Annotated in this window: 22 protein-coding genes; 2 read left to right on the forward strand and 20 right to left on the reverse strand. The window is 43.2% G+C overall.

Going from position 1 to position 19,802, the window contains the following annotated elements; genetic code table 11:
* Positions 1-268: 268 nt before the first annotated feature.
* The 10 genes from Q0191_RS02945 to tmk all read right to left on the reverse strand — a co-directional run bounded on the left by Q0191_RS02945 (position 269) and on the right by tmk (position 7,757).
* Positions 269-511, reverse strand: coding sequence for a hypothetical protein (locus Q0191_RS02945; protein WP_005592291.1), 243 nt, complete (start codon positions 509-511; stop codon positions 269-271).
* 164 nt (positions 512-675) lie between these two features.
* Positions 676-1,611 carry a peptide-methionine (R)-S-oxide reductase MsrB gene (gene msrB / locus Q0191_RS02950; RefSeq protein ID WP_297663689.1) on the reverse strand — a complete coding sequence of 312 codons (936 nt, stop codon included), beginning with the start codon at positions 1,609-1,611 and terminating at the stop codon, positions 676-678.
* Between the two features lie 167 nt (positions 1,612-1,778).
* Positions 1,779-2,132: an arsenate reductase family protein gene (locus Q0191_RS02955; protein WP_297663691.1), complete on the reverse strand. Its 354-nt coding sequence runs from the start codon at positions 2,130-2,132 to the stop codon at positions 1,779-1,781.
* Between the two features lie 99 nt (positions 2,133-2,231).
* Entirely contained in the window at positions 2,232-2,534 is a 303-nt protein-coding gene (locus Q0191_RS02960) for a YciI family protein (RefSeq protein ID WP_297663693.1), read from the reverse strand.
* Between the two features lie 71 nt (positions 2,535-2,605).
* Entirely contained in the window at positions 2,606-3,781 is a 1,176-nt protein-coding gene (locus Q0191_RS02965) for a 3-phosphoglycerate dehydrogenase family protein (protein ID WP_297663695.1), read from the reverse strand.
* 12 nt (positions 3,782-3,793) lie between these two features.
* Complete coding sequence (serC, locus tag Q0191_RS02970; RefSeq protein ID WP_297663697.1) at positions 3,794-4,885, reverse strand: 3-phosphoserine/phosphohydroxythreonine transaminase; 1,092 nt, start codon at positions 4,883-4,885, stop codon at positions 3,794-3,796.
* Positions 4,886-5,023: 138 nt separating this feature from the next.
* The gene (gene rsmI / locus Q0191_RS02975; RefSeq protein WP_297663698.1) at positions 5,024-5,890 is read right to left on the reverse strand and encodes a 16S rRNA (cytidine(1402)-2'-O)-methyltransferase; all 867 of its coding nucleotides are present in this window, start codon (positions 5,888-5,890) and stop codon (positions 5,024-5,026) included.
* A 2-nt stretch (positions 5,891-5,892) separates the two neighbouring features.
* Complete coding sequence (gene yabA, locus Q0191_RS02980; RefSeq protein ID WP_005591852.1) at positions 5,893-6,210, reverse strand: DNA replication initiation control protein YabA; 318 nt, start codon at positions 6,208-6,210, stop codon at positions 5,893-5,895.
* 9 nt (positions 6,211-6,219) lie between these two features.
* The gene (locus tag Q0191_RS02985; protein ID WP_297663700.1) at positions 6,220-7,122 is read right to left on the reverse strand and encodes a DNA polymerase III subunit delta'; all 903 of its coding nucleotides are present in this window, start codon (positions 7,120-7,122) and stop codon (positions 6,220-6,222) included.
* A complete protein-coding gene (tmk, locus tag Q0191_RS02990) occupies positions 7,119-7,757 on the reverse strand; it encodes a dTMP kinase (protein WP_297663702.1) in 639 nt (212 codons plus the stop codon). Before tmk ends, Q0191_RS02985 begins: the two co-directional genes overlap by 4 nt.
* Positions 7,758-7,937: 180 nt before the next feature.
* Here tmk and Q0191_RS02995 point away from each other — a divergent pair, with 180 nt between their 5' ends.
* A complete protein-coding gene (locus tag Q0191_RS02995) occupies positions 7,938-8,825 on the forward strand; it encodes a YitT family protein (protein ID WP_149555976.1) in 888 nt (295 codons plus the stop codon).
* A 52-nt stretch (positions 8,826-8,877) separates the two neighbouring features.
* Here the strand turns inward: Q0191_RS02995 and Q0191_RS03000 are convergent, their stop codons facing one another.
* From Q0191_RS03000 to Q0191_RS03020, 5 genes are all read right to left on the reverse strand, one after another.
* On the reverse strand, positions 8,878-9,570 hold the full coding sequence (locus Q0191_RS03000; RefSeq protein WP_297663706.1) for a 5'-methylthioadenosine/adenosylhomocysteine nucleosidase: 693 nt from the start codon (positions 9,568-9,570) through the stop codon (positions 8,878-8,880).
* A gap of 82 nt (positions 9,571-9,652) precedes the next feature.
* Positions 9,653-9,964, reverse strand: coding sequence for a cell wall synthase accessory phosphoprotein MacP (gene macP, locus Q0191_RS03005; RefSeq protein ID WP_045500835.1), 312 nt, complete (start codon positions 9,962-9,964; stop codon positions 9,653-9,655).
* A gap of 12 nt (positions 9,965-9,976) precedes the next feature.
* The gene (locus Q0191_RS03010; RefSeq protein WP_223337129.1) at positions 9,977-10,528 is read right to left on the reverse strand and encodes an NUDIX hydrolase; all 552 of its coding nucleotides are present in this window, start codon (positions 10,526-10,528) and stop codon (positions 9,977-9,979) included.
* Positions 10,529-10,536: 8 nt separating this feature from the next.
* Positions 10,537-11,916 (reverse strand): bifunctional UDP-N-acetylglucosamine diphosphorylase/glucosamine-1-phosphate N-acetyltransferase GlmU, encoded by a 1,380-nt coding sequence (glmU, locus tag Q0191_RS03015; RefSeq protein ID WP_297663710.1) that lies wholly within the window; start codon positions 11,914-11,916, stop codon positions 10,537-10,539.
* A 129-nt stretch (positions 11,917-12,045) separates the two neighbouring features.
* The gene (locus Q0191_RS03020) at positions 12,046-12,186 is read right to left on the reverse strand and encodes a hypothetical protein (RefSeq protein ID WP_297663711.1); all 141 of its coding nucleotides are present in this window, start codon (positions 12,184-12,186) and stop codon (positions 12,046-12,048) included.
* Between the two features lie 265 nt (positions 12,187-12,451).
* Here Q0191_RS03020 and Q0191_RS03025 point away from each other — a divergent pair, with 265 nt between their 5' ends.
* Positions 12,452-12,736, forward strand: coding sequence for a bacteriocin immunity protein (locus tag Q0191_RS03025; protein ID WP_297663713.1), 285 nt, complete (start codon positions 12,452-12,454; stop codon positions 12,734-12,736).
* Between the two features lie 282 nt (positions 12,737-13,018).
* Here the strand turns inward: Q0191_RS03025 and Q0191_RS03030 are convergent, their stop codons facing one another.
* The 5 genes from Q0191_RS03030 to Q0191_RS03050 form a co-directional block, all read right to left on the reverse strand.
* Positions 13,019-16,471 (reverse strand): GBS Bsp-like repeat-containing protein, encoded by a 3,453-nt coding sequence (locus Q0191_RS03030; RefSeq protein ID WP_297663715.1) that lies wholly within the window; start codon positions 16,469-16,471, stop codon positions 13,019-13,021.
* Between the two features lie 209 nt (positions 16,472-16,680).
* The gene (gene trxB, locus Q0191_RS03035; protein ID WP_297663721.1) at positions 16,681-17,592 is read right to left on the reverse strand and encodes a thioredoxin-disulfide reductase; all 912 of its coding nucleotides are present in this window, start codon (positions 17,590-17,592) and stop codon (positions 16,681-16,683) included.
* Positions 17,593-17,660: 68 nt separating this feature from the next.
* On the reverse strand, positions 17,661-17,885 hold the full coding sequence (locus Q0191_RS03040; RefSeq protein WP_297663717.1) for a DUF4059 family protein: 225 nt from the start codon (positions 17,883-17,885) through the stop codon (positions 17,661-17,663).
* 94 nt (positions 17,886-17,979) lie between these two features.
* Positions 17,980-18,723 (reverse strand): amino acid ABC transporter ATP-binding protein, encoded by a 744-nt coding sequence (locus Q0191_RS03045; RefSeq protein WP_015605309.1) that lies wholly within the window; start codon positions 18,721-18,723, stop codon positions 17,980-17,982.
* Positions 18,723-19,529: an amino acid ABC transporter permease gene (locus tag Q0191_RS03050; protein ID WP_297663719.1), complete on the reverse strand. Its 807-nt coding sequence runs from the start codon at positions 19,527-19,529 to the stop codon at positions 18,723-18,725. Before Q0191_RS03050 ends, Q0191_RS03045 begins: the two co-directional genes overlap by 1 nt.
* Positions 19,530-19,802 lie beyond the last annotated feature (273 nt).

The following is a 19,802-nucleotide window of genomic DNA, read 5'->3' on the forward strand; positions in this document are numbered from 1 at the left end:
GACCTGACTTAGACTTTTCAATCGCGTCAATTCCTAAAAAGCGAATGGCATTAACAGATAATTGTGACATTGAGTTCTCCTTATAAAAAATTTAGCGGGCTGCTACAACCAGCAGACATTCCTACGCTCATTTTTCTTATTTCCATTATATGAAATTTTTGCCTTTCCTGCAATAATGGAAAGGTCATTCTTTCCTTCAGTAAAAGAATCCCACAAGCAAGCACTCATAGAATTCCAGTTATATATATTTCCCAGTAAAATCGGCTACTTATTGAATAGTAATACCATATTTTTCATGATTTTCTTCATACCAATTAATCAGAGCAATAGCCGTTTGATAAGTAATATTCTTAATCTTGCTGCTACCTTTGACCAGTGTCAAGATGCTCATTTTGCTGATGTTGGCATCTGTCGCCACACGATAGCTGGTCAAAACTCCATCAATTAGTAATTGAATAACAGCTTCTACCTTTTTATAATCAGACATTGTAGTAATATCCAATTTCTCCATTTTGCATTCCTTCCATAACATTTATCTTTTCCTAACCATTATACACTTTTCTATGGTATTTACATATATAAATGCTTGGAGCGTTAGAAAAGAGGAAATTGGCTGATTATTTCTGGCTAGTTTAGCTAGATTTTGAAAAGGTTGACAAGCGACAAAAGTGAGTATTAGTCCATATAGGATAGCAGGTAGCCGTAGCCTTCCTCTTCCATTTGCTCTCTAGGAATGAAGCGCAGAGCTGCTGAGTTGATGCAATAGCGCAGGCCACCTAACTCCTGCGGACCGTCGGTAAAGACGTGGCCCAGATGGGCATTTCCCGAGCGACTCCGTACTTCAATTCGCTCCATGCCATGACTCAAATCTTGATAATATTTGATAACTTCGCGAGCGATAGGACGAGCAAAACTAGGCCAGCCACAACCAGATTCAAACTTGTCAGCCGCAAAAAAGAGTGGTTCGCCAGTTGTCACATCAACATAAATCCCTGCCTCAAAAGTCGCGTTGTAAGCATTATGGAAAGGGCGCTCCGTTGCGCTCTGCTGGGTCACCTGATACTGCTCCTCACTTAGCACTGCTTTGAGTTGCTGCTGGCTAGGCTTAGGATAATGGCCCGCATCGACCAAAGGCTGCTCAGCATCCTTGACATTGATATGGCAATAACCCGTCGGATTTTTCTTGAGATAATCCTGATGATAATCCTCGGCCAAGATATAATGGCGCAAGGGCTCTAGCTCTACAGCCAACTTTTGTCCTAATTGCTCCTCCTGTTCAGCAAAAACCTGCTCGATAGTGGCGCGATCTTCCTCACGGACATAGTAAACACCTGTTCGATACTGACGGCCAATATCATTACCCTGTTTGTTGATAGACAGGGGGTCAATGACTCGGAAATAGTAGAGCAAAATTTCTCGCAAGCTGATTTTATCTTCATTATAAATCAAGTGCACCGTCTCCGCATGGTCCGTCTGGTGAATAAGCTGGTAGTTAGTGGACTCTACTTGTCCATTGGCATAGCCTACTGTCGTCTCCTCAACGCCTTCAATCCGAGAAAAATATTCCTCCAAGCCCCAGAAACAACCGCCTGCTAGATAAATTTCCGCCATAAACATCCCTCCAATCTTCTCCTCTATTTTCTCATAAAAAGGAAAACTTTTATAGGATTTTGATTGGGACTTTCTTAAAAATCATATCAAATACTGCACCTCTATGGATTAGCCAAATTCAATTGTTTCAGCAAAATATAAAAAGACAGGAAATTTCCCATCTTTGATTACAGGTTTAATGCCTTGTATTCGGTCCGATAGCCAACTTGCACAATCCGATCATCTTGGACTAGCAGTGGTCGCTTAATCAGCATGCCGTCGGTCGCCAAGAGTGCGGCTGCCTCCTCAGCAGAAAACTGAGGGACCTTATCCTTGAGCCCCAATTCTCGGTACTTGATACCACTGGTATTAAAGAAAGACTTGATTTCCAAATCAGAATTGGCCATCCATTGCAAAAGTTGCTCTTGGCTAGGCGTTTCTTTGACAATATCCACCGCTTCAAACTCCACTCCTAATTGATCGAGCTCAGCCTTGGCCTTACGGCAGGTAGAGCATTTTGGGTATTCGATAAATTGTAACATACTTACCTCAATTCTTATTTATCTCTAGCCTTTGTGGTCTAAAATTCCAAAATAGCTTGAAATTTCTATGCTTACTGTTAAAGAAAGCAAATGCTTCCTCTACAAGACATCACCCTCATCCAATATTTTCTTGAAGTGCTGCGAATACTTTGTCGGATAAAACTCGGTGAAAGTATATGCTGCAATCTCTTGAATATAAAAAGGATCTTCTGAAATAATCTTTTGAACAGTTTCTTTACTATCTGTATTCACTAAAATAATCCCACCAATCCGAGGATTCTTCCGTCCTGATGCGATAAAATGGCCAGATGCATAATATTTATCTAAAAAAGAAATATGCTCTGGTAAATATTTTTCAACTTCTACTAGGTCTTTTTTATAAGTTAAATCAATAATAAACATAATAACTCCTATGATATTTTACTTATGATATTTAGCATATAAATCACTTTTATGTAAGCCGTATTTTTTTGTTATTTCTTAATTAAACGCACGCGCACAATATTATCGCTATTCTCAAATTTATCAACCAGCTCCTGAATCTTGCTTTCGTCTGACTCATCCAGATCCAGCAAAGTATAAGCATAATCAGCCTTGGAACGATTGATGATATTGTCAATATTGATATTCAAATCACTGACCGCTGTTGAAATCCGAGCCACAATATTCGGTACATTTTTGTTAATCAGGGTAATGCGATAAGGGGCTGAGAGTGCTTGACGGACATTAGGGAAATTCACTGAGTTGATAATCTCCCCCGTTTCCATGAAGCGGCGAATGGTTTTCCCAGCCATAATGGCACAGTTGAGCTCAGCTTCCTCTGTCGAGCCACCCAAATGAGGAAAGACTGTAATCTGCGGATGACGGAGTAGCTCTTCCACACCAAAGTCTGTGATATATCGCTTGATAACACCTGTTTCCAAAGCTTCAAAAAGGGCAGCATTGTCCACCAGCTCTCCACGGGCAAAGTTGATAAGGGTTGTTCCCTTTTGCATAAGACCAAAAGCAGCCTGATCAAAAGTAGCGCGTGTATCCTCAGTCAGAGGGACGTGGATAGTGATATAATCACTCTTCTCAAAGATTTCCTTAATGTCCGCTACCCGCTTGACATGGCTAGAGATATTCCAAGCTGTTTCAATGGATACATAAGGATCATAGCCAAGGACATTCATCCCCAGACGATAGGCATCGTTGGCAATGCGGCCACCGATTGCTCCAAGCCCAATGACTCCCAAAGTCTTCTCTGCAATTTCTGTACCCGCAAACTGCTTTTTGCCAGCTTCCACTTGCTTGGGAACATCATCACCAGAAAGACCATTAGCCCAACTGTTAGCTGCGATATAGTCACGCGCAGACAGAAGAATGGAAGCCAAGACAGCTTCTTTCACCGCGTTGGCATTGGCTCCAGGCGTATTGAAGACCACGATTCCCTGAGCTGTTGCTTGGTCAACAGGAATATTATTGGTTCCTGCGCCTGCCCTTGCAATGGCTTTTAGATTACTTGGAAATTCCTGTCCATGCAGGTTTTGACTGCGCAGGATATAAGCATCAGGATTGTCAGACTTGTCTCCGTCAATCTGAAAAGCATTGCCCAGCTCCTTGAGCCCGATTTGATTGATATTGTTAAATGTTTTGACACTAAAGACCATAGCTTCCCTCTCTTAAGAATTTTCTTCTTCAAATTTCTGCATAAAGGCAATCAAGTCCTTGACACCTTGGAGCGGAAAGGCATTGTAGAGACTAGCTCTCATGCCGCCCACGCTGCGGTGCCCCTTGATATTCTTGAAGCCTGCCGCAGCAGCCTCTTTGTTAAACTTGGCATCCAGCTCTGGGCTAGGAGACACAAAGGGAATATTGGCCACAGAGCGCTGCTCCTTGTAACGGACTGGACTGCGGTAAAAGTCTGACTGCTCAATGAAGTCGTACAAAAGGCCAGATTTTTCACAATTGCGCTTTTCCATTTCTGCTACGCCTCCCAGCTCCTTGACCCACTCAAAGACCAGCTTGGCCATGTAGATGGCGAAAGTCGGTGGTGTATTGTAAAGAGAGTCATTGTCCGCCTGAATACGGTAGTCCAGCATACTAGACAGAACGGGCTCATCATTGAGCAAATCCTCACGAATGATGACCACTGTCACGCCAGCAGGTCCGATATTCTTCTGAGCCCCAGCATAAATCAGACCGAAATCCTCTACTCGGTATTGAGCAGCCAGGATATTAGAAGACATATCCGCCACAATCGGCACACCATTGGTCGCTGGCAGGTCGTAGATAGACGTTCCTTCGATAGTATTATTGGTGGTCAGATGCACATAAGCCGCATGCGGATCAAGCTCCTTTTCATCAAAAGAAGGAATTTCCGCATAGTTCAAGTCCTCTGACGAAGCCAAGAGAATAGGTTCAAAAGGCACGGTCTTAGACAGCTTAACTGCTTCTGTATAGGCTTTCTTGCCCCAAGATCCAGCTACTAGGTAGTAGGCCTTGCCGCCCTTAGCGAGATTGAGCGGAATCATACTAAACTGGATAGAAGCTCCCCCCTGCAGAAATAGCACGCGGTAATTGTCTGGAATAGCCATGAGCTCACGCAGCAAGCTCTCCGCTTCTTTGATAATGTCGTCAAATTCTTTGGATCGGTGGGATAGCTCCATCACGCTCATGCCGCTTTGGGCATAGTCTAAAAACTCGGCCTGAGCTTTTTTCAAGACTTCCTTGGGCAATACTGCCGGTCCAGCAGAAAAATTGTAAATGGTCATATCCTACCTCCAAAAATGTATTTTGTCTATCATATCACAATGTTCAGAAAATTTCTATAATTCTTTCAAAGATATTTTTCTTTTGGGGAAATTCCCGAACAAAAGGAGGATTTTTAATAAAAAACTAGTCGAATAGGACTAGTTTCTGTCTTCTTCATGATAAAGGGCATAGAGTTGGCTTTTATTACGCCCGTATTTTTTGGCCACTTCTTTAATAGCCTGATTTTTCTTACTACCGGATTGGACCAAGCTATCAATTTCAGCCAAGAGATCCGCATCCGCTTTGTCTTCCTTCTCCAGACTTGCACCAGCCACAATCAGGAGGCACTCGCCCTTGAGGGAATTTTCCGCCAGATAGTCTATCAACTCAGAAATCCTTCCTCGTTGGTATTCTTCATAAATTTTGGTTAATTCCCGAACCAAGACCACCGAGCGGTCGCCGTAAACTTCCAGCATATTTTCCAGCGTAGCCTTGACCCTGTGGGGAGATTCGTAAAAGATCTGTGTCTCTGGATAAGCCTTTTTACTCTGGAAAAATTCCTTCTGCTGCCCAGACTTACGAGGCAAGAAACCATAAAAAATATGAGGCTGAGGCGCTAAACCACTGGCAATCAGAGCGGAAATCCCGGCGCTGGGGCCCGGAACCGTCACCACAGCAATGTCCTCAGCAATAGCCGCCTTGACCAAATCATGACCCGGATCCGAAATACTAGGCAAGCCTGCATCGGAAACCTGGGCTAGATTTTGACCTGACTTGAGCAAGTCCAGCAAGACCGGTATCTTTTCCTGAGCATTGTGCTCATGAAAGCTGATCTGCCGCGTCTCAATCCCAAAGTGTTTGAGCAGAAGACCCGTATTTCTGGTATCTTCAGCCGCAATGACATCCACTTCCTTGAGGGTATTGACCATGCGAATGCTCATGTCGTCCATATTTCCAATGGGAGTCGCTACCAAATACAGTTTACCGTAGGGCGACTGTCCCTTAAAACTCTTTTGAATCTGCATTTCTACTCCCTGAATAACAACTCATCGCAGAACATGCACTCTGCATCGTTTTCTCGGCGCTGACCATAGAAATCCGTGCACACATGAAAGCCATCGTAGTACAGTTTGCGGAGATTGTCCCGATTTTTATTGATTTTAACCGGTGCTGCTTGCTCTACCTCACCTAGTCGCTCTCTCAGCTTGTCATTTTCTAGCTGGAGGACGATATTTTCCTCAACGACACTCTTGAGATTTTTCTTGATGGCCTCTACCTCGGCAAGGGTTACTAAAAGCGTCTGAGAAAAATCATCCAAGGCATCAAATAGTTCTTTTTTATTCATTGTCTGCTCCTATCTTGCTTGGGCACTGGCTTTTAAAATCATGTATTCCAGAGCATTTTGAAAAGACACATTGGCTCGCCACATCTTCTTTGCTTCTAAGAGATCCTCCAGTTTCTTGCGACCTGCCTCGTTTCCAAGTTCCTTGGCCAGCAAGACTTCCAAGATTTTAAAGATCTGCTCCTGTTTATCCTTGTCATCAGCCAGTTTAGCTAGCTTGGCCACTTGGAGATAAGCCCGATTCTCATTGGTCAGGGCAGCCTTGACAAATCGCTGACTCTCACTGACCAGCTCAAAGAAAGACTTGTTGGAAGCCAACTGATCGGCTTCTTCCTGGGTCTGGCTATAAGCAGCCAGTAACTCAGCCTGACTTTTGATTAAACCAGCCTCTTCCAGCTGGTGCTGGAGAGCTGCCTGATTCTTCCGAAAGTGGAAAATCTGCGCTCGGCTCTTGATGGTGGGCAAGATCAGATGCTCATCAGCTGTCAAAAGAAAGATGTAAATCTCACTCTGGGGCTCTTCGATGACTTTGAGGAGGGAATTAGCGGCATTGACGTGCATCTTATCTGCATCACAGATGATAAAGACCTGTCTGTTGCCTTCCATACCGCTCTGGGAGAAATTTCTCACTAACTCACGAATGCGCTCCGTTTTAATAATGCCATTCACCGGCCGCAAAACCGTCACATCTGAGAAATCCTCACTCTCAATCAAGCGACAAGCTCGGCAAGTACCGCAGGGCCAAACTCCCTGACGGTTCTCACAAAAGAGACTCTGGGACAAGGTCAAAGCCATGGTAAAACTAGAAAAATTCCCCGAAAATAAATAAGCATGATTGAGACGCCCTGATTCCAAGATTTGCTGAAAAGTTTCTGTAAGCTGAGGCTGGGCCTGACGTAAATCTTCTACTGTCATTTTTCTTTAATCAAACGTTCTTTGATAACTGCCAAACTGTCGGCCACGACTTGCTCCAGTGGCTGACTAGCATCTATCTTGACGACACGTTCTGGTTCCTTTTCTAAAATAGCCAGATAGCCTTGACGCACGCGCTCATGCAGGTCGAGACCTTCCAGATCCAAACGATTGACTTCGCGCTCTTGGTCTCTAGCAATGCGAGCCAGACCTTCCTTGACATCAATATCGAAATAAAGGGTCAAATCTGGCTTGAGTCCATCAGTCGCAAACTGGTTAAGCCATTCCACATCGTCAACTGCCAAGCCCCGTCCATAGCCTTGATAAGCCACCGAGCTATCAATAAACCGATCTTGCAAGACCCATGTCCCTTGCTCCAAAGCAGGCAGAACCTTCTCCGCCAGATGCTGACGTCGGCTAGCAATATAAAGCAACAACTCCGTCTTAGAGTCCATTTGTGTATGGCTCTTATCTAGGATCACCTCGCGGATTTTTTCAGAAATAGCCACACCGCCAGGCTCTCTCGTCGTCAGCAACTCACAGCCCATCTCTTTCAGCTGAGGAAGCAAAGCCTCTAAAACACTGGTTTTCCCAGCACCTTCTGGCCCTTCTAGCGATATAAAAACACCTTTTTTCATCGTTTTCCTTTTACATTCATTCTGCCAATGGATACAGAAATTCCTATTTTAGTCTATGCTTTATTGTACCAAAAATTATCCCAAAAGCCCATAGAAGAATTTCTCGAAAAATATTTCATATTATTTTCAAAAATGAAAACTTTTGATAAAATAGAGTCAGAAAATTCTTAGGAGAGTCTGATGTTTAAATTTAAAAATATACTGGCCATCATTCTGGGGGCTGGAATTTTTTCTTTTGGGATTCATTATTTGGTGATTCCTTTTCACTTGTATGAAGGCGGAGCAACGGGGATAACCTTGATTGTCTACTACCTCTTCAAGATTCCTGTATCAACCACCAATTTGGTCATCAATATTCCACTCTTTATTCTCGCTTGGAAATTACTGGGAAATCGCACCCTTTACCTTAGTATCTTAGGGACTTTCTCTGTATCAGCTTGGCTGAAACTATTCGAGTTGCTACCTGCTTCCAAACATTTACAAGACTATTTCTTCTCTTCCTTGGATGGCGATGTCTTACTAGCCTGCCTTGGAACGGGAATTATTCTTGGAGTTGGCCTAGGCATCATTTTCAATGCCGGAGGGACGACTGGTGGTACCGATATTGTAGCTCGTATCTTCAATAAATATACCAGCATCTCCATGGGCCGCCTCATGCTGACAGTGGACTTCATCGTTATTTCTCTGGTTCTTTTAGTCTTTAAAGATCTACGCATGGTTTCTTATACACTCATGTTTGTCTTTATTACCTCTCGTGTTATTGACTTGATTGCTGAGGGTGGCTTCGCTGGCAAAGGCTTCCTGATTGTCACCAGCAAACCAATAGAACTAGCTGAAGCTATCAATGAAAAACTTGGAAGAGGGGTCACCTATCTGCAAGGACAGGGCTTCTATAGCAAGAAAGATTTGCAAATCGTTTATTGCGTTGTCTCTCGTAACGAAATGCAGCAAATGAAGAAACTCATCAATGACATCGATCCGTTTGCCTTTACAACCATTACAGAAGCCCATGAAATCTTAGGAGAAGGCTTTACCTTAGACTCTAACAAACAGCCTATCGTCAAATAAATTAATCCTATACAAAAAGACTTCAGAATGTACAAGCATTCTGAAGTCTTTTTTACTCTAAGTTATTCAATAATTGAATGAGGGTTTCAGCTGAGCGCTTACCTGCTTCTAGGATAAATTCATCAAAAGTGATATTGGCATCATGGCTGGCTGTATCGCTCATTGCGCGGATGACCATAAAAGGTAAGCCAAGAGAATGCGCGGCTTGAGCAATGGCTGCTCCCTCCATCTCTACTGCCAAAACATCAGGAAAATGCTCCTTAATTTGGTCAATCTTGTCCTGCCCAGCGATAAAGCTATCTCCTGTCGCAATCAAGCCAACTTGGCTCGTCTGCTGGGTCTTTTTCAGCACTGCTTTCATCTCCTCAACTAAGTAGCGACTGGCTTCATAGTAGAGGGGTTGCCGTGCCATTTGACCATAATCATAGCCAAAGGCTGTCACATCCACATCATGGTAGACCAAACGATCTGCCACTACTACATCTCCGATTTCCAAGCTCGAAGCCACTGCTCCAGCGGAACCCGTATTGATGACCGCCGTCACCTCAAAATCATTGGCTAAAACAGCCACACTCATGGCTGACATGACTTTGCCGATTCCACTTTCCACCAGGACAACCTCATGATGGCCAATCCGACCAGTATGGTAAACATGCCCTAGGCGCTGGTGTTTCTCAGCCATCTCCAGATGCTCTACCAACAGCTTCAACTCCTCAGGCATAGCTGCGATAATTCCGATTTTCATGATTTATTCTTTCCTTTTTACATTAAAAAGAGGGAGAGGAAGCAGAGTTTCATTTTCTCGTTTCCGTCACTCCCCTTCTTTATCATAGCCAAATAATGGCCGCAATTAATCCAATCAAAAGAAGCACAATCCAGAACAGGATTTTGTTTAACTTAGCCTGAAAAATACTTCGTTTTTGATTTTCGATTCGACGACTTTTGATAACTGTCGGTTCAACTTCAATCTGCAAAGTATCCTGATTGACAGCTTGCCGTGGAGCAGCATAGCCGAAAGTTCCTTTTCTAGCAATAGAAATGACCTTAGTTTCTTCATCGTCCATCAGCAAGGGACCATCAATATGTTCTCCACGATTGGCCCGCTCAATGATTTCATCTGTTAATAAAGCTTTTCCCATTGATCTACGTTCCTATTTATTCAGATTTTTTTGTTGCCAGTACTGAAGAGCCATGATGGTCTTGGCATCGCAGATGTCACCGTTTTGCAGCAACTGATGTGCCTCCTCTAGACTGACTTCAAAAAGTTCCAATGTTTCATCCTCGTCTTGGGGACGAGGGTTTTCGACCTTTGTCAAATAACTGGCGCTGTAGAGCTTGATTTTTTCATTGCAAAAACCAATGGCAGAGTAGAAATCATAGACCAACTCTAACTGCCCAGTATAGCCCGTCTCTTCTTCTAATTCTCGGAGGGCAGCCGCTTGCGGATCTGCATTCTCTCCTAGCTCCAACTTCCCAGCTGGAATCTCGTATGAAGTCGCTTCAATCGCCTTACGGTACTGCTTGACTAAAATCATCTTATTTTCTGGTGTGATAGCAATCACAGCCACCGCGCCATTATGAAAAATCAAATCCCGTTGGGCCTGGCCTTTCCCTTCTGGCAGCTCTACCTGATCCTGAACCACTTTAAAAATCGGCCCCTGATAAATCTCCGTCCGTTGGACGGTTTTTTCTTCAAATTCCATGGCTGAACCTACTTATTTTGAGGATGATGAGGAAGACGCTTAGCATAATCTTCCTTGTTAATCTGACGGCCACGTCCCAGAGCGATAGCATCTGCTGGCACATCCTTCGTAATCGTAGAACCCGCACCGACCAGTGAATTGTCACCCAGCTCAACTGGGGCAATAATGGTCGAGTTGGAACCAACAAAGACATTATCGCCAATGATAGTCTTGTACTTCTTCTGACCATCATAATTGACCGTAATTGTTCCCGCACCAAAGTTGACATTAGCGCCAACCTCAGCATTCCCGATGTAGGTTAGATGTCCAGCCTTAGTATTTTCACCGATAGAAGAACCCTTAACTTCTACAAAGTTGCCGACATGGACATCCTTGGCCAGACTAGAACCTGGACGAATGTGAGCGTAAGGCCCGACCGTCACTCCATCTGCAACGATAGATTCTTCAATCATAGAGCTGGTGATAACAGCTCGCTGACCAATTTCTGAATCTACAATATAAGTCCCATTGGTCAGGATCGTCTCTGCCCCAATCTTGGTGTGACCTTTCAGAGTCACATTGGCTTCGATTTGAACCTCAGGCGCAATTTCCACATCCACATCGATATAGGTCGCATCTGGATTGACAAAGCTGACACCGTTAATCATGTGCTGCTGGTTAATCCGGCGGCGCATAATGCTTTCAGCTGTTGCCAAAGCCACGCGGTCGTTGACACCGAGGCTTTCGTCAAAGTCTTTCAGCGTATAAGCACCAACTTTTTCCCCATTTTCACGGAAAATGCCAATCACATCTGTGATATAGTATTCTCCCTGCGCGTTGTTGGTATTGATATTTTTGAGAGCCTCAAAGAGACGGGCATTGTCAAAGACATAAGTCCCTGTATTGATTTCCTTGATTTGCTGCTCAAAGTCAGAAGCATCTTTTTGCTCAACGATCTTGATGACTTCTCCGTGCTGATTGCGCACGATCCGGCCATAGCCAAAAGGATTGTCCGCTTCAGCAGTCAGGATTGTCGCAACATTCTTGTGATTGATATGAAAATCAATCAGGTTTTTCAGGCTTTCTCCCGTAATCAGGGGAGTATCGCCAGCAATGACTAAGGTTTGACCAGTTAGATTTTCTAAAACAGGCTCAGCCATCATGACCGCATGGCCTGTTCCCAGCTGCTCGGTCTGACGGACAAACTCGGTCTGATCTGCCAAGACTTGCTCGACCAGCTCTGCCTTGTGCCCAATAACAGTAACAGTCTTCTCAGGCTCAATCGCACTGACACTGCGGAAAACGTGCTCTAGCATGGAAATTCCTGCCACCTTGTGCAAGACCTTTGGTAAATCTGATTTCATGCGAGTACCCTTACCCGCAGCCAAAATAACGGCATAATTTGTCATAAATGAACTCTTTTCTCTAAGATATTACCCTTATTATACCACTAAAAGAGAATTTTTTAAAATGCAAATTGCAGAAGCAGAAACTAGCGCTTAGTAAACAAACTTCAAGCCATTGAGCGAAGCACTGTCCTAATCCGCAATCCACTCCATCCAGATCAATTCTTTAACGTCTTTTTGCGGGTCTAAAAATGATTTTTTCGTTCGTTTATATTCACTGAAGCCCAGCTTTTGATAGCAGCGAATGACCAGCAAATTGTTCTCCTTAAACACTATAGGTCTATCGCTCCTATTGTCAAAATTTTGGCAGCGATTATACACTTAAAATTGATATTCAAAAAAATATTTGCTATAATGACCTAAGAATGAATGTTCGCTCCTACCTTATGAAGTACAGAAAACCCTACAAATCTGCTGGGACAATACTATTGTGACCCATTTTGGGATGATACTATTCAAGGATTGTGAGCTCCACTTTCTAGTTTTCTTGTTTTTACCTGGCCAATTATATATTTAAAGTTGTGAGGAGGTCTTGGTTATGCTTTTTATTAAAAATCGCAAGAAGAGAGATGAATACTACCAACAGATTGATAGGATCTATAATAACGATAGTATCGTCATTAGCTCAAAGCTACGGGAAGAGCTCCTAAGTAGTGCCAAAGGACTACAGAAGGGGGACCAAATTAGTTATTTGGCATTTAAGTTGTATCCTTTTGTATGTGACGAGGTGCTCAAGAATAAGTCCGATGAATTGATCGCATTCAAAAAATACCTTGAAAAAACAAGATGGAAATATTATTGGGGAAGTGTGGTTAAGGCATAAGTTGCAACTGACGCTTTTGAAAATATTAAGATGAAGACGCAATTCATCTTCCAATATGATAAGACGATAAAAACTCATAGAATCTCCTAGTGAAGCTGGTTGTCTAGTGACTTTCAGCTTACACTAGTTGAGGCTCTATGAGTTTTTTCTTGCATGATATTTACAAGCTAGCCATAAAAAAGAGGCTGGGACTCTTTTGTCCCAACCTCCTGAATGTAGGTACTGCTAGCTCATTAAAATGTGCAAAAGTCACATATAAATTGTTTTGTGACCAGCTGTAATCTAAGCTCTCACAGAGATAAACGGTGAACCTTCTGTATTATCTTCAGGCGCTCCGCTCTTTGAACCAAAGATATAATCCACTGAATACCAACCGTTATTATTAGCATTATAGGGATCATAGACCTGGGTTTGACCATTTTGATAGCCTCTTAAGACTATCTCATGGGTAACAAAATGGCTGGCAAAGACACTGCTACCAACAGCCGCCATGACATGATGACCTGCTGCCAAAGCTTCTTTAAGCGCTGCTGATGAATGCAAGACGTCTGTTGTCAGTCCCCAGTTCTGTGCCCCTTGGACAATCCCCTTACTTGATGTTCCAAATAGACCATTTTTGTTAAAGGAGTCTGTATGATGATAAAGGTAGTCCGCTACGGTTGTTGGTAAAACAGTTTGACCTGTAATACCAGAAATAGTCATTGCTAATGTAGTAGGAACACAGCCAGAAGCTGCTAAATTATATTTCCCATAATATAAACCAGCCCATCTAGGATCACGTTGTGAATAATATGGTGTGTCATAAACTCCTCTGTTGACTGTTGTAGTCGTTCCACCAACGCCTACCAAACTACCATCATTTTGAACATAGTAGAGGTGAATATTGTATTCTCCCGTAGAATATTTATGGCTAGAAGTGCGTACCAAGGCTTTATAACTACCATCGGCTTGCCTTTGAGCCCGATACCAAACAATGTCATCCTGACCATTGACACTAGACCAAGTTGGCAATTTGACTTCCTTGACTCCTTTTGGACTATAAACATTCGTTACTACAACTTCGAACGTGCCTAATCGAGGATTATTATTTTTAATGGTGATTTGTCCCGTTGGCTTAATGTGTTCTAAAGCTACATTTGCTGTTGTCTTCGTGCCTCCAACCCCGACCATACGGCCATCATTCTGAACATAGTAGAGATGGATATTGTATTCACCTGTAGAATACTTGTGGTCACGTAGATTGACCTGTGCCTTGTAAGTACCATCGACTTGCTTGACTGCTGTGTACCAAATAATGTCGTCCTGACCGTTAGCACTTGACCAAGTTGGCAATTTGACTTCCTTAACACCATAAGCATTCTCAACTTCAGAAACCACCACTTCAAAGGTACCTGTCTGTTGATTATTATTCTGGATAGTCAACTTACCTTTGGGAGTTCCTAGAGATACGGTCGTCTTGGTTCCTCCAACTCCGACCAACTGGCCATTATTCCCTACATAATAAAGATGGACATTGTACTCACCTGTAGAATATTTATGGTCGCTCGCCTTAATATTCATCTTGTAGGTACCATCAGACTGCTTGACTGCTCGATACCAGATAATATCGTCCTGACCATTGGTGCTAGACCAAGTCGGCAAAAGCACTTCACGAACTCCCTCTGGACTGCTCACTCCGCTCACGACAACATCAAAACTCCCTGTTGTTGCATTGTTATTGGCAATCGTAAGAGTTCCCTTTGGTTTAGCAACAGAAACTGTAGTTGTTGTACCACTAACCCCAATCATCTGGCCATTATCTTGAAGATAGTAGAGGTGGATATGATACTCACCAGTGGACATTTTATGATTACGAGCTTGAATGCTAGCCCTGTAGGTGCCATCGGACTGCTTAGTCGCTGTATACCAAACAATATCATCTTGGCCTTTATCACTAGACCAAATCGGAAGATGCACGCTCTTGACACCAAAAGGACTGACAACATCAGACACAACAACATCGAAGCTACCCGTATCTGGGTTGTTGTTCTCAATTTTCAAGGTTCCTTTAGGCTTGGCTGCTAGGCTGAACTGGGTGCCTGCTACACCGACTAATTGGCCGTCATCTTGAATATAGTAAAGGTGAACAGTGTAGTCTCCCAAAGAATTCTTATGATCGCGAGCCTGGATGCGAGCCCTATAGGTGCCATCGGCCTGCTTGATTGCTGTGTGCCAGACTAGGTCATCTTGACCTTTATCGTTAGACCAAGTCGGCAGTTTGACTTCCTTGACACCAAAAGGATTAGAAACGTTAGAGACAACGACATCAAAGCTACCAGTAGCTGGATCGTTGTTTTCAATTTTCAAGGTTCCTTTAGGTTGAGATACACTAACTGTTGTTCGAGTGCCACCTACACCAACCAGCTGACCGTCATCTTGAATGTAGTAAAGATGAACATTGTATTCGCCTGTTGATTTCTTATGATTTACTGCTTTGACGGTTGCTCGATAAGTACCATCAGCCTGCTTGACTGCTGTGTACCAGATTAGGTCATCTTGCCCTTTGTCGGTGGACCAGGTCGGTAATTTAACTTCCTTGACACCATAAGGACTGGAAACACCAGAAACGACAACATCGAAACTACCTGTATCTGGATTATTGTTTTCAATTTTTAGTGTCCCTTTAGGCTGAGCCTTAGAAACCACAGTCCTTGTACCACCTACACCGACCAACTGGCCGTTATCCTGAACATAATAGAGATGAATATTATACTCACCTAGAGAGTTCTTGTGGTGGGAAGCTTTGACTGTAACAGTGTAATTGCCATTGGTCCGGCGCTGCGCTTCATACCAGACTAAGTCATCTTGACCATTGACACTAGACCAAACAGGGACAACAACTTTTTTCACACCATAAGGATTAGAAACACCTGAGACAACAACATCGAAACTGCCTGTGTCTGGATTGTTATTAACAATATCAATTTTTCCTTGCGGTTTACCAGTCGTAACAGTTGTTGTAGTACCGCCTACACCGACTAGCTGATTGTCTTCCAGCAGATAGTAGAGATGGATATTGTACTCACCTGTGGAATACTTATGGTCACGAGCTGAAATGCTGATTTTATAAGTACCATCCACTTGTCGTTTAGCATCGTACCAGATAATATCATCCTGACCATTCACGCTGGACCAAGTTGGTAGGGCGACTTTTTTGATGGGCTTAGGGGATGAAATGTTGGTTACATGCACATCGAAGGTACCAGCATTTGGATCCACATTTGTAATATTGATAGTGCCTTGAGGCTTGTCATCAACTGCACGAGAAACTCTCACTTTTGGCTCAGATTCTGGCTTTGTTTCTGCCTCTTGTGGCTTATCAGAAGCAGCTGTCACAGATCTGAATGAAGATCTCCCTGAAGAAATATTTTCAGAAGAAAGTGATGCTAAATTGTCTTTAGGCAGTTCAAGCGACGAGTTGCCATCCTTTTCAGAGGGAGCTGAAGCGACTTTTTCATCTTTACCTAAAGAAGCTTCAGATGCACCACTATCTTTCTTTGTTTCAGAATCTACTTCTGAAGCCTTGTCAGCTAGTTCTGCCTGTTTAGAAGCATCTCGATTGGTCACAGCAACTGAAGGCTCCGTTTGCTGTCTATCATTTGCTACTTGATTTGTCTCGTCAGCAAAAACACTATTAGCACTGGCTGCTAATAAAATAGCTGTACTAGCTAAATAAACTAATCCTTTTGTTTTCATACGCTTTCTCCATCCTTTTTAGAGTTGCACACCTCTATTGTAGCATAATAGGATAATTATTACAAATTGGTAACAAATTTGTCTCGTTTAATCCGAAACTGATTTGAAACCTATTCTTTCTATTATTTCATTCGTAAACAAAAATGAAAAAGAGCTGGGACAGACCAAAAATGAATCATTTTTTGATCTTATTCCCATCCTCTTCCTCTTTAATGCTCAGTAATGTATTTATAAACTTCTTGGCCTGCTACTGCTCCGTCTCCAACGGCTGTGGTGATTTGGCGTAGGTCTTTCTGACGGACATCACCAATAGCATAAATGCCGTCAATAGCTGTTTTCATATGTTGATCCGTCACAATCCAGCCAGCTTCATCGCAAATACCCAGATCTTTGACAAAGTCGCTAACAGGATCTAGGCCGACATAAATAAAGACGCCGCCAAAGTCTGACTCGCTGATTTGCCCCGTTTTTACATTTTCAAAAACGACACTAGTTACCCTGCGATCGTCCCCTTTGATTTCTTTTACGACGGAATCCCAAATAAAGCTGATTTTTTCATTGGCAAAGGCCCGCTCCTGCAAGAGCTGCTGCGCCCGCAGTTGGTCACGACGGTGAACAATGGTCACAGACTTTGCAAAGCGCGTGAGGAAAATCGCTTCCTCAACGGCAGAATCGCCGCCTCCGACCACTAAGAGATCTTCATCACGGAAAAAAGCACCATCGCAGACCGCACAGTAGGAAACGCCGCGGCTATTGTATTCTTCCTCTCCAGGAACTCCTAGATGACGATGGTTGGCGCCAGGAGCCAAAATCACTGTCTTGGTTTCAAAGACCTCATCCTCAGTAATGATTTTCTTAAAGTCGCCATGGTCTTCAATTTTTTCAACTTGACCAAACAAATGCTCTACGCCTAGATTCTCTAGGGGCTCAAACATCTTTTCAGCTAGCTCTGGTCCGCTGATACGAGCATAACCGGGATAATTTTCAATCTCCGCAGTATTATTCATCTGGCCGCCGTAAATACCGCGTTCAAGCAAGGCCACTTTTAAGTTGCTTCTAGCTGCATAGAGGGCTGCTGTCATTCCCGCAGGACCAGCTCCAATAATCATTGTATCGTACATCATCTTTTCCCTTTCTCTTTGTTGTAACTACTGTTATTCTAACAAACTAGCGCATCTTTTACAAGTATTTAAGCTTTGAGAACAACCAGTAAGCCAAAAATCGCAAAAGACAAAATTGGAATCGTCATAATTGTAATCAAAAGAAGATCGTAAATTTGGCTTTGACCTACCGCAAGCGTCCGATCCTTGCGACTGAGTCTCTGCAATAAAAGCCACAAACCATCGGCAAGTCCTACCAGAATCGTCGTATAAATGAGACTTTGGATATAGAGAGAAAAAATCTTAATTAACATGTCAGCTCCTCAATAATCAGTTGCCTTAAAAAGGTTTTAGTCGAAAACAAACCCAGCTGGTCTAGCCAACTGAGCTTTCACTTTTTCTATTATATCAAATATAAGTCCGTTTGTAACTAGCAAAGAATTCTTTGGTTCTAGCTTCCTTGGGATGATTGATAATCTCCTCTGGACTACCTGACTCGATAATATGTCCCTTATCCAAGAAAAGTACTCGATCTGCTACCTGAGAAACAAAAGAGATATCATGGCTGACCAGAATCATGGTTTGTCCTGCTTTGGCAGCGTCAGCAATGGATTTCTCTACCTCACCGACTAGCTCTGGGTCAAGGGCTGAGGTCGGCTCATCTAGCAAAAGAACATCTGGCTTCATGGCCAAGGCCCGCGCTAAAGCCACCCGCTGTTTTTGACCGCCTGATAAATGCTTGGGATAATGATTCTCACGATCAGACAGACCCACCTTTGCCAACTCTTCCTTGGCGATTTTAGTCGCTTCTTGGTCAGACAAATTTTTAACTACCAGCAAACCTTCCTTGACATTTTCCAGAGCTGTCCGACGGGAAAATAAATTGAACTGTTGAAAAACCATGGCCAGTTTTCGACGTAGCGTCAAAATCTCATCTGGTGAAATAGTTGAAAAATCCACCTTGAAGTTATCAATTTCAATCCTTCCGCTGTCTGGTTGCTCCAGATAATTAAGGCTGCGCAGGAAGGTTGATTTACCAGCACCTGAGGAGCCTATTAGAGCAATGACTTCGCCTTTTTGAATTTCCAAACTCAGGTTATCCAAGACCTTTTGGCCAGAAAATTCCTTACTTAACTGGGAAATTTTAATCATCAAATCCTACCTCCTTGCGCTTGCTCCATTTTGTCCAGATTGGCTGGCGCCTTGATATCCATAGCCTTTTCAATCGCACGACCGATTTGCTCAATCACGATATTGACAATCCAGTAAATAATGGAAACGGAAATGAAGCGCTCAAAATAACGATAATCCGACCCACCGATAGCCTGAGCCTTGGCAAAGACTTCTACGACGCCCGCACTAAAGGCCAGAGATGTTCCTTTGGTCAAGCCAATAAGGGAGTTGATCAGAGTCGGTGTTGCCACAACTGCTGCATTTGGAATGATGACCCGCAGATAGACTTGGCGATTGGTCATTCCCAGACTACGAGCTGCTTCGATCTCACCCGGATCTACCGAAAGAATGGCTGCCCGAATCGTCTCGCTGGCATAGGCCGCTTCATTAAAGGCAAAGGCGATAATGGCAAAGACTGAGGCAGGGATGGTATTGATATTAAAAGCTGTCCCATATTTTTGATTGATAGCTTTCAGCAGGAGCGGAATCCCAAAATAGGTCAGCATGAGCTGAACCAAAAGGGGTGTCCCACGAAGGAAGCTCACAAAAAGAGCCTGAATAGGATACAAAATTCTTGTGCGGTTAATCTTAACCACTGCGAAAATCATGGCCAAGATGATGCCGAAAAATGCCCCACCCAGCGTCAACAAAAGTGTGACAGGCAAGGTTTTCAGAATCGCTGGAATGGCATCAAAAACAGCCCGTAAACTAAATAATTTGCCGTCTGGAAGGAGCTTCAAAAGCTCTTCATACCAGTTTGCAGCTAGGATATAAGTTGTAAACATTTCAATTACTTCTCTTTCTCGATAATGCATTATTCTATCATAATTTGGCCCAGATGAAAACTATTTGGCATCAAGAATAGGTAATCTTTAAACCTATAATAGCTAAGTGGGAAATAACAATAAAATAGACCAGTAATCCTAGTCTATCATAGTTTCACTGGTCTTTAAAATATAATTTTTCTATATCGTCCATAAAAAGAATTTATGGCTAGAATGTCTGGCGCTTAGCCTTACGCTCTGCCCGGCCACGTGCACGATTCTCTGCTCGCTTGG

The organism is uncultured Streptococcus sp., assembly GCF_938036805.1.
Taxonomy (GTDB): domain Bacteria; phylum Bacillota; class Bacilli; order Lactobacillales; family Streptococcaceae; genus Streptococcus.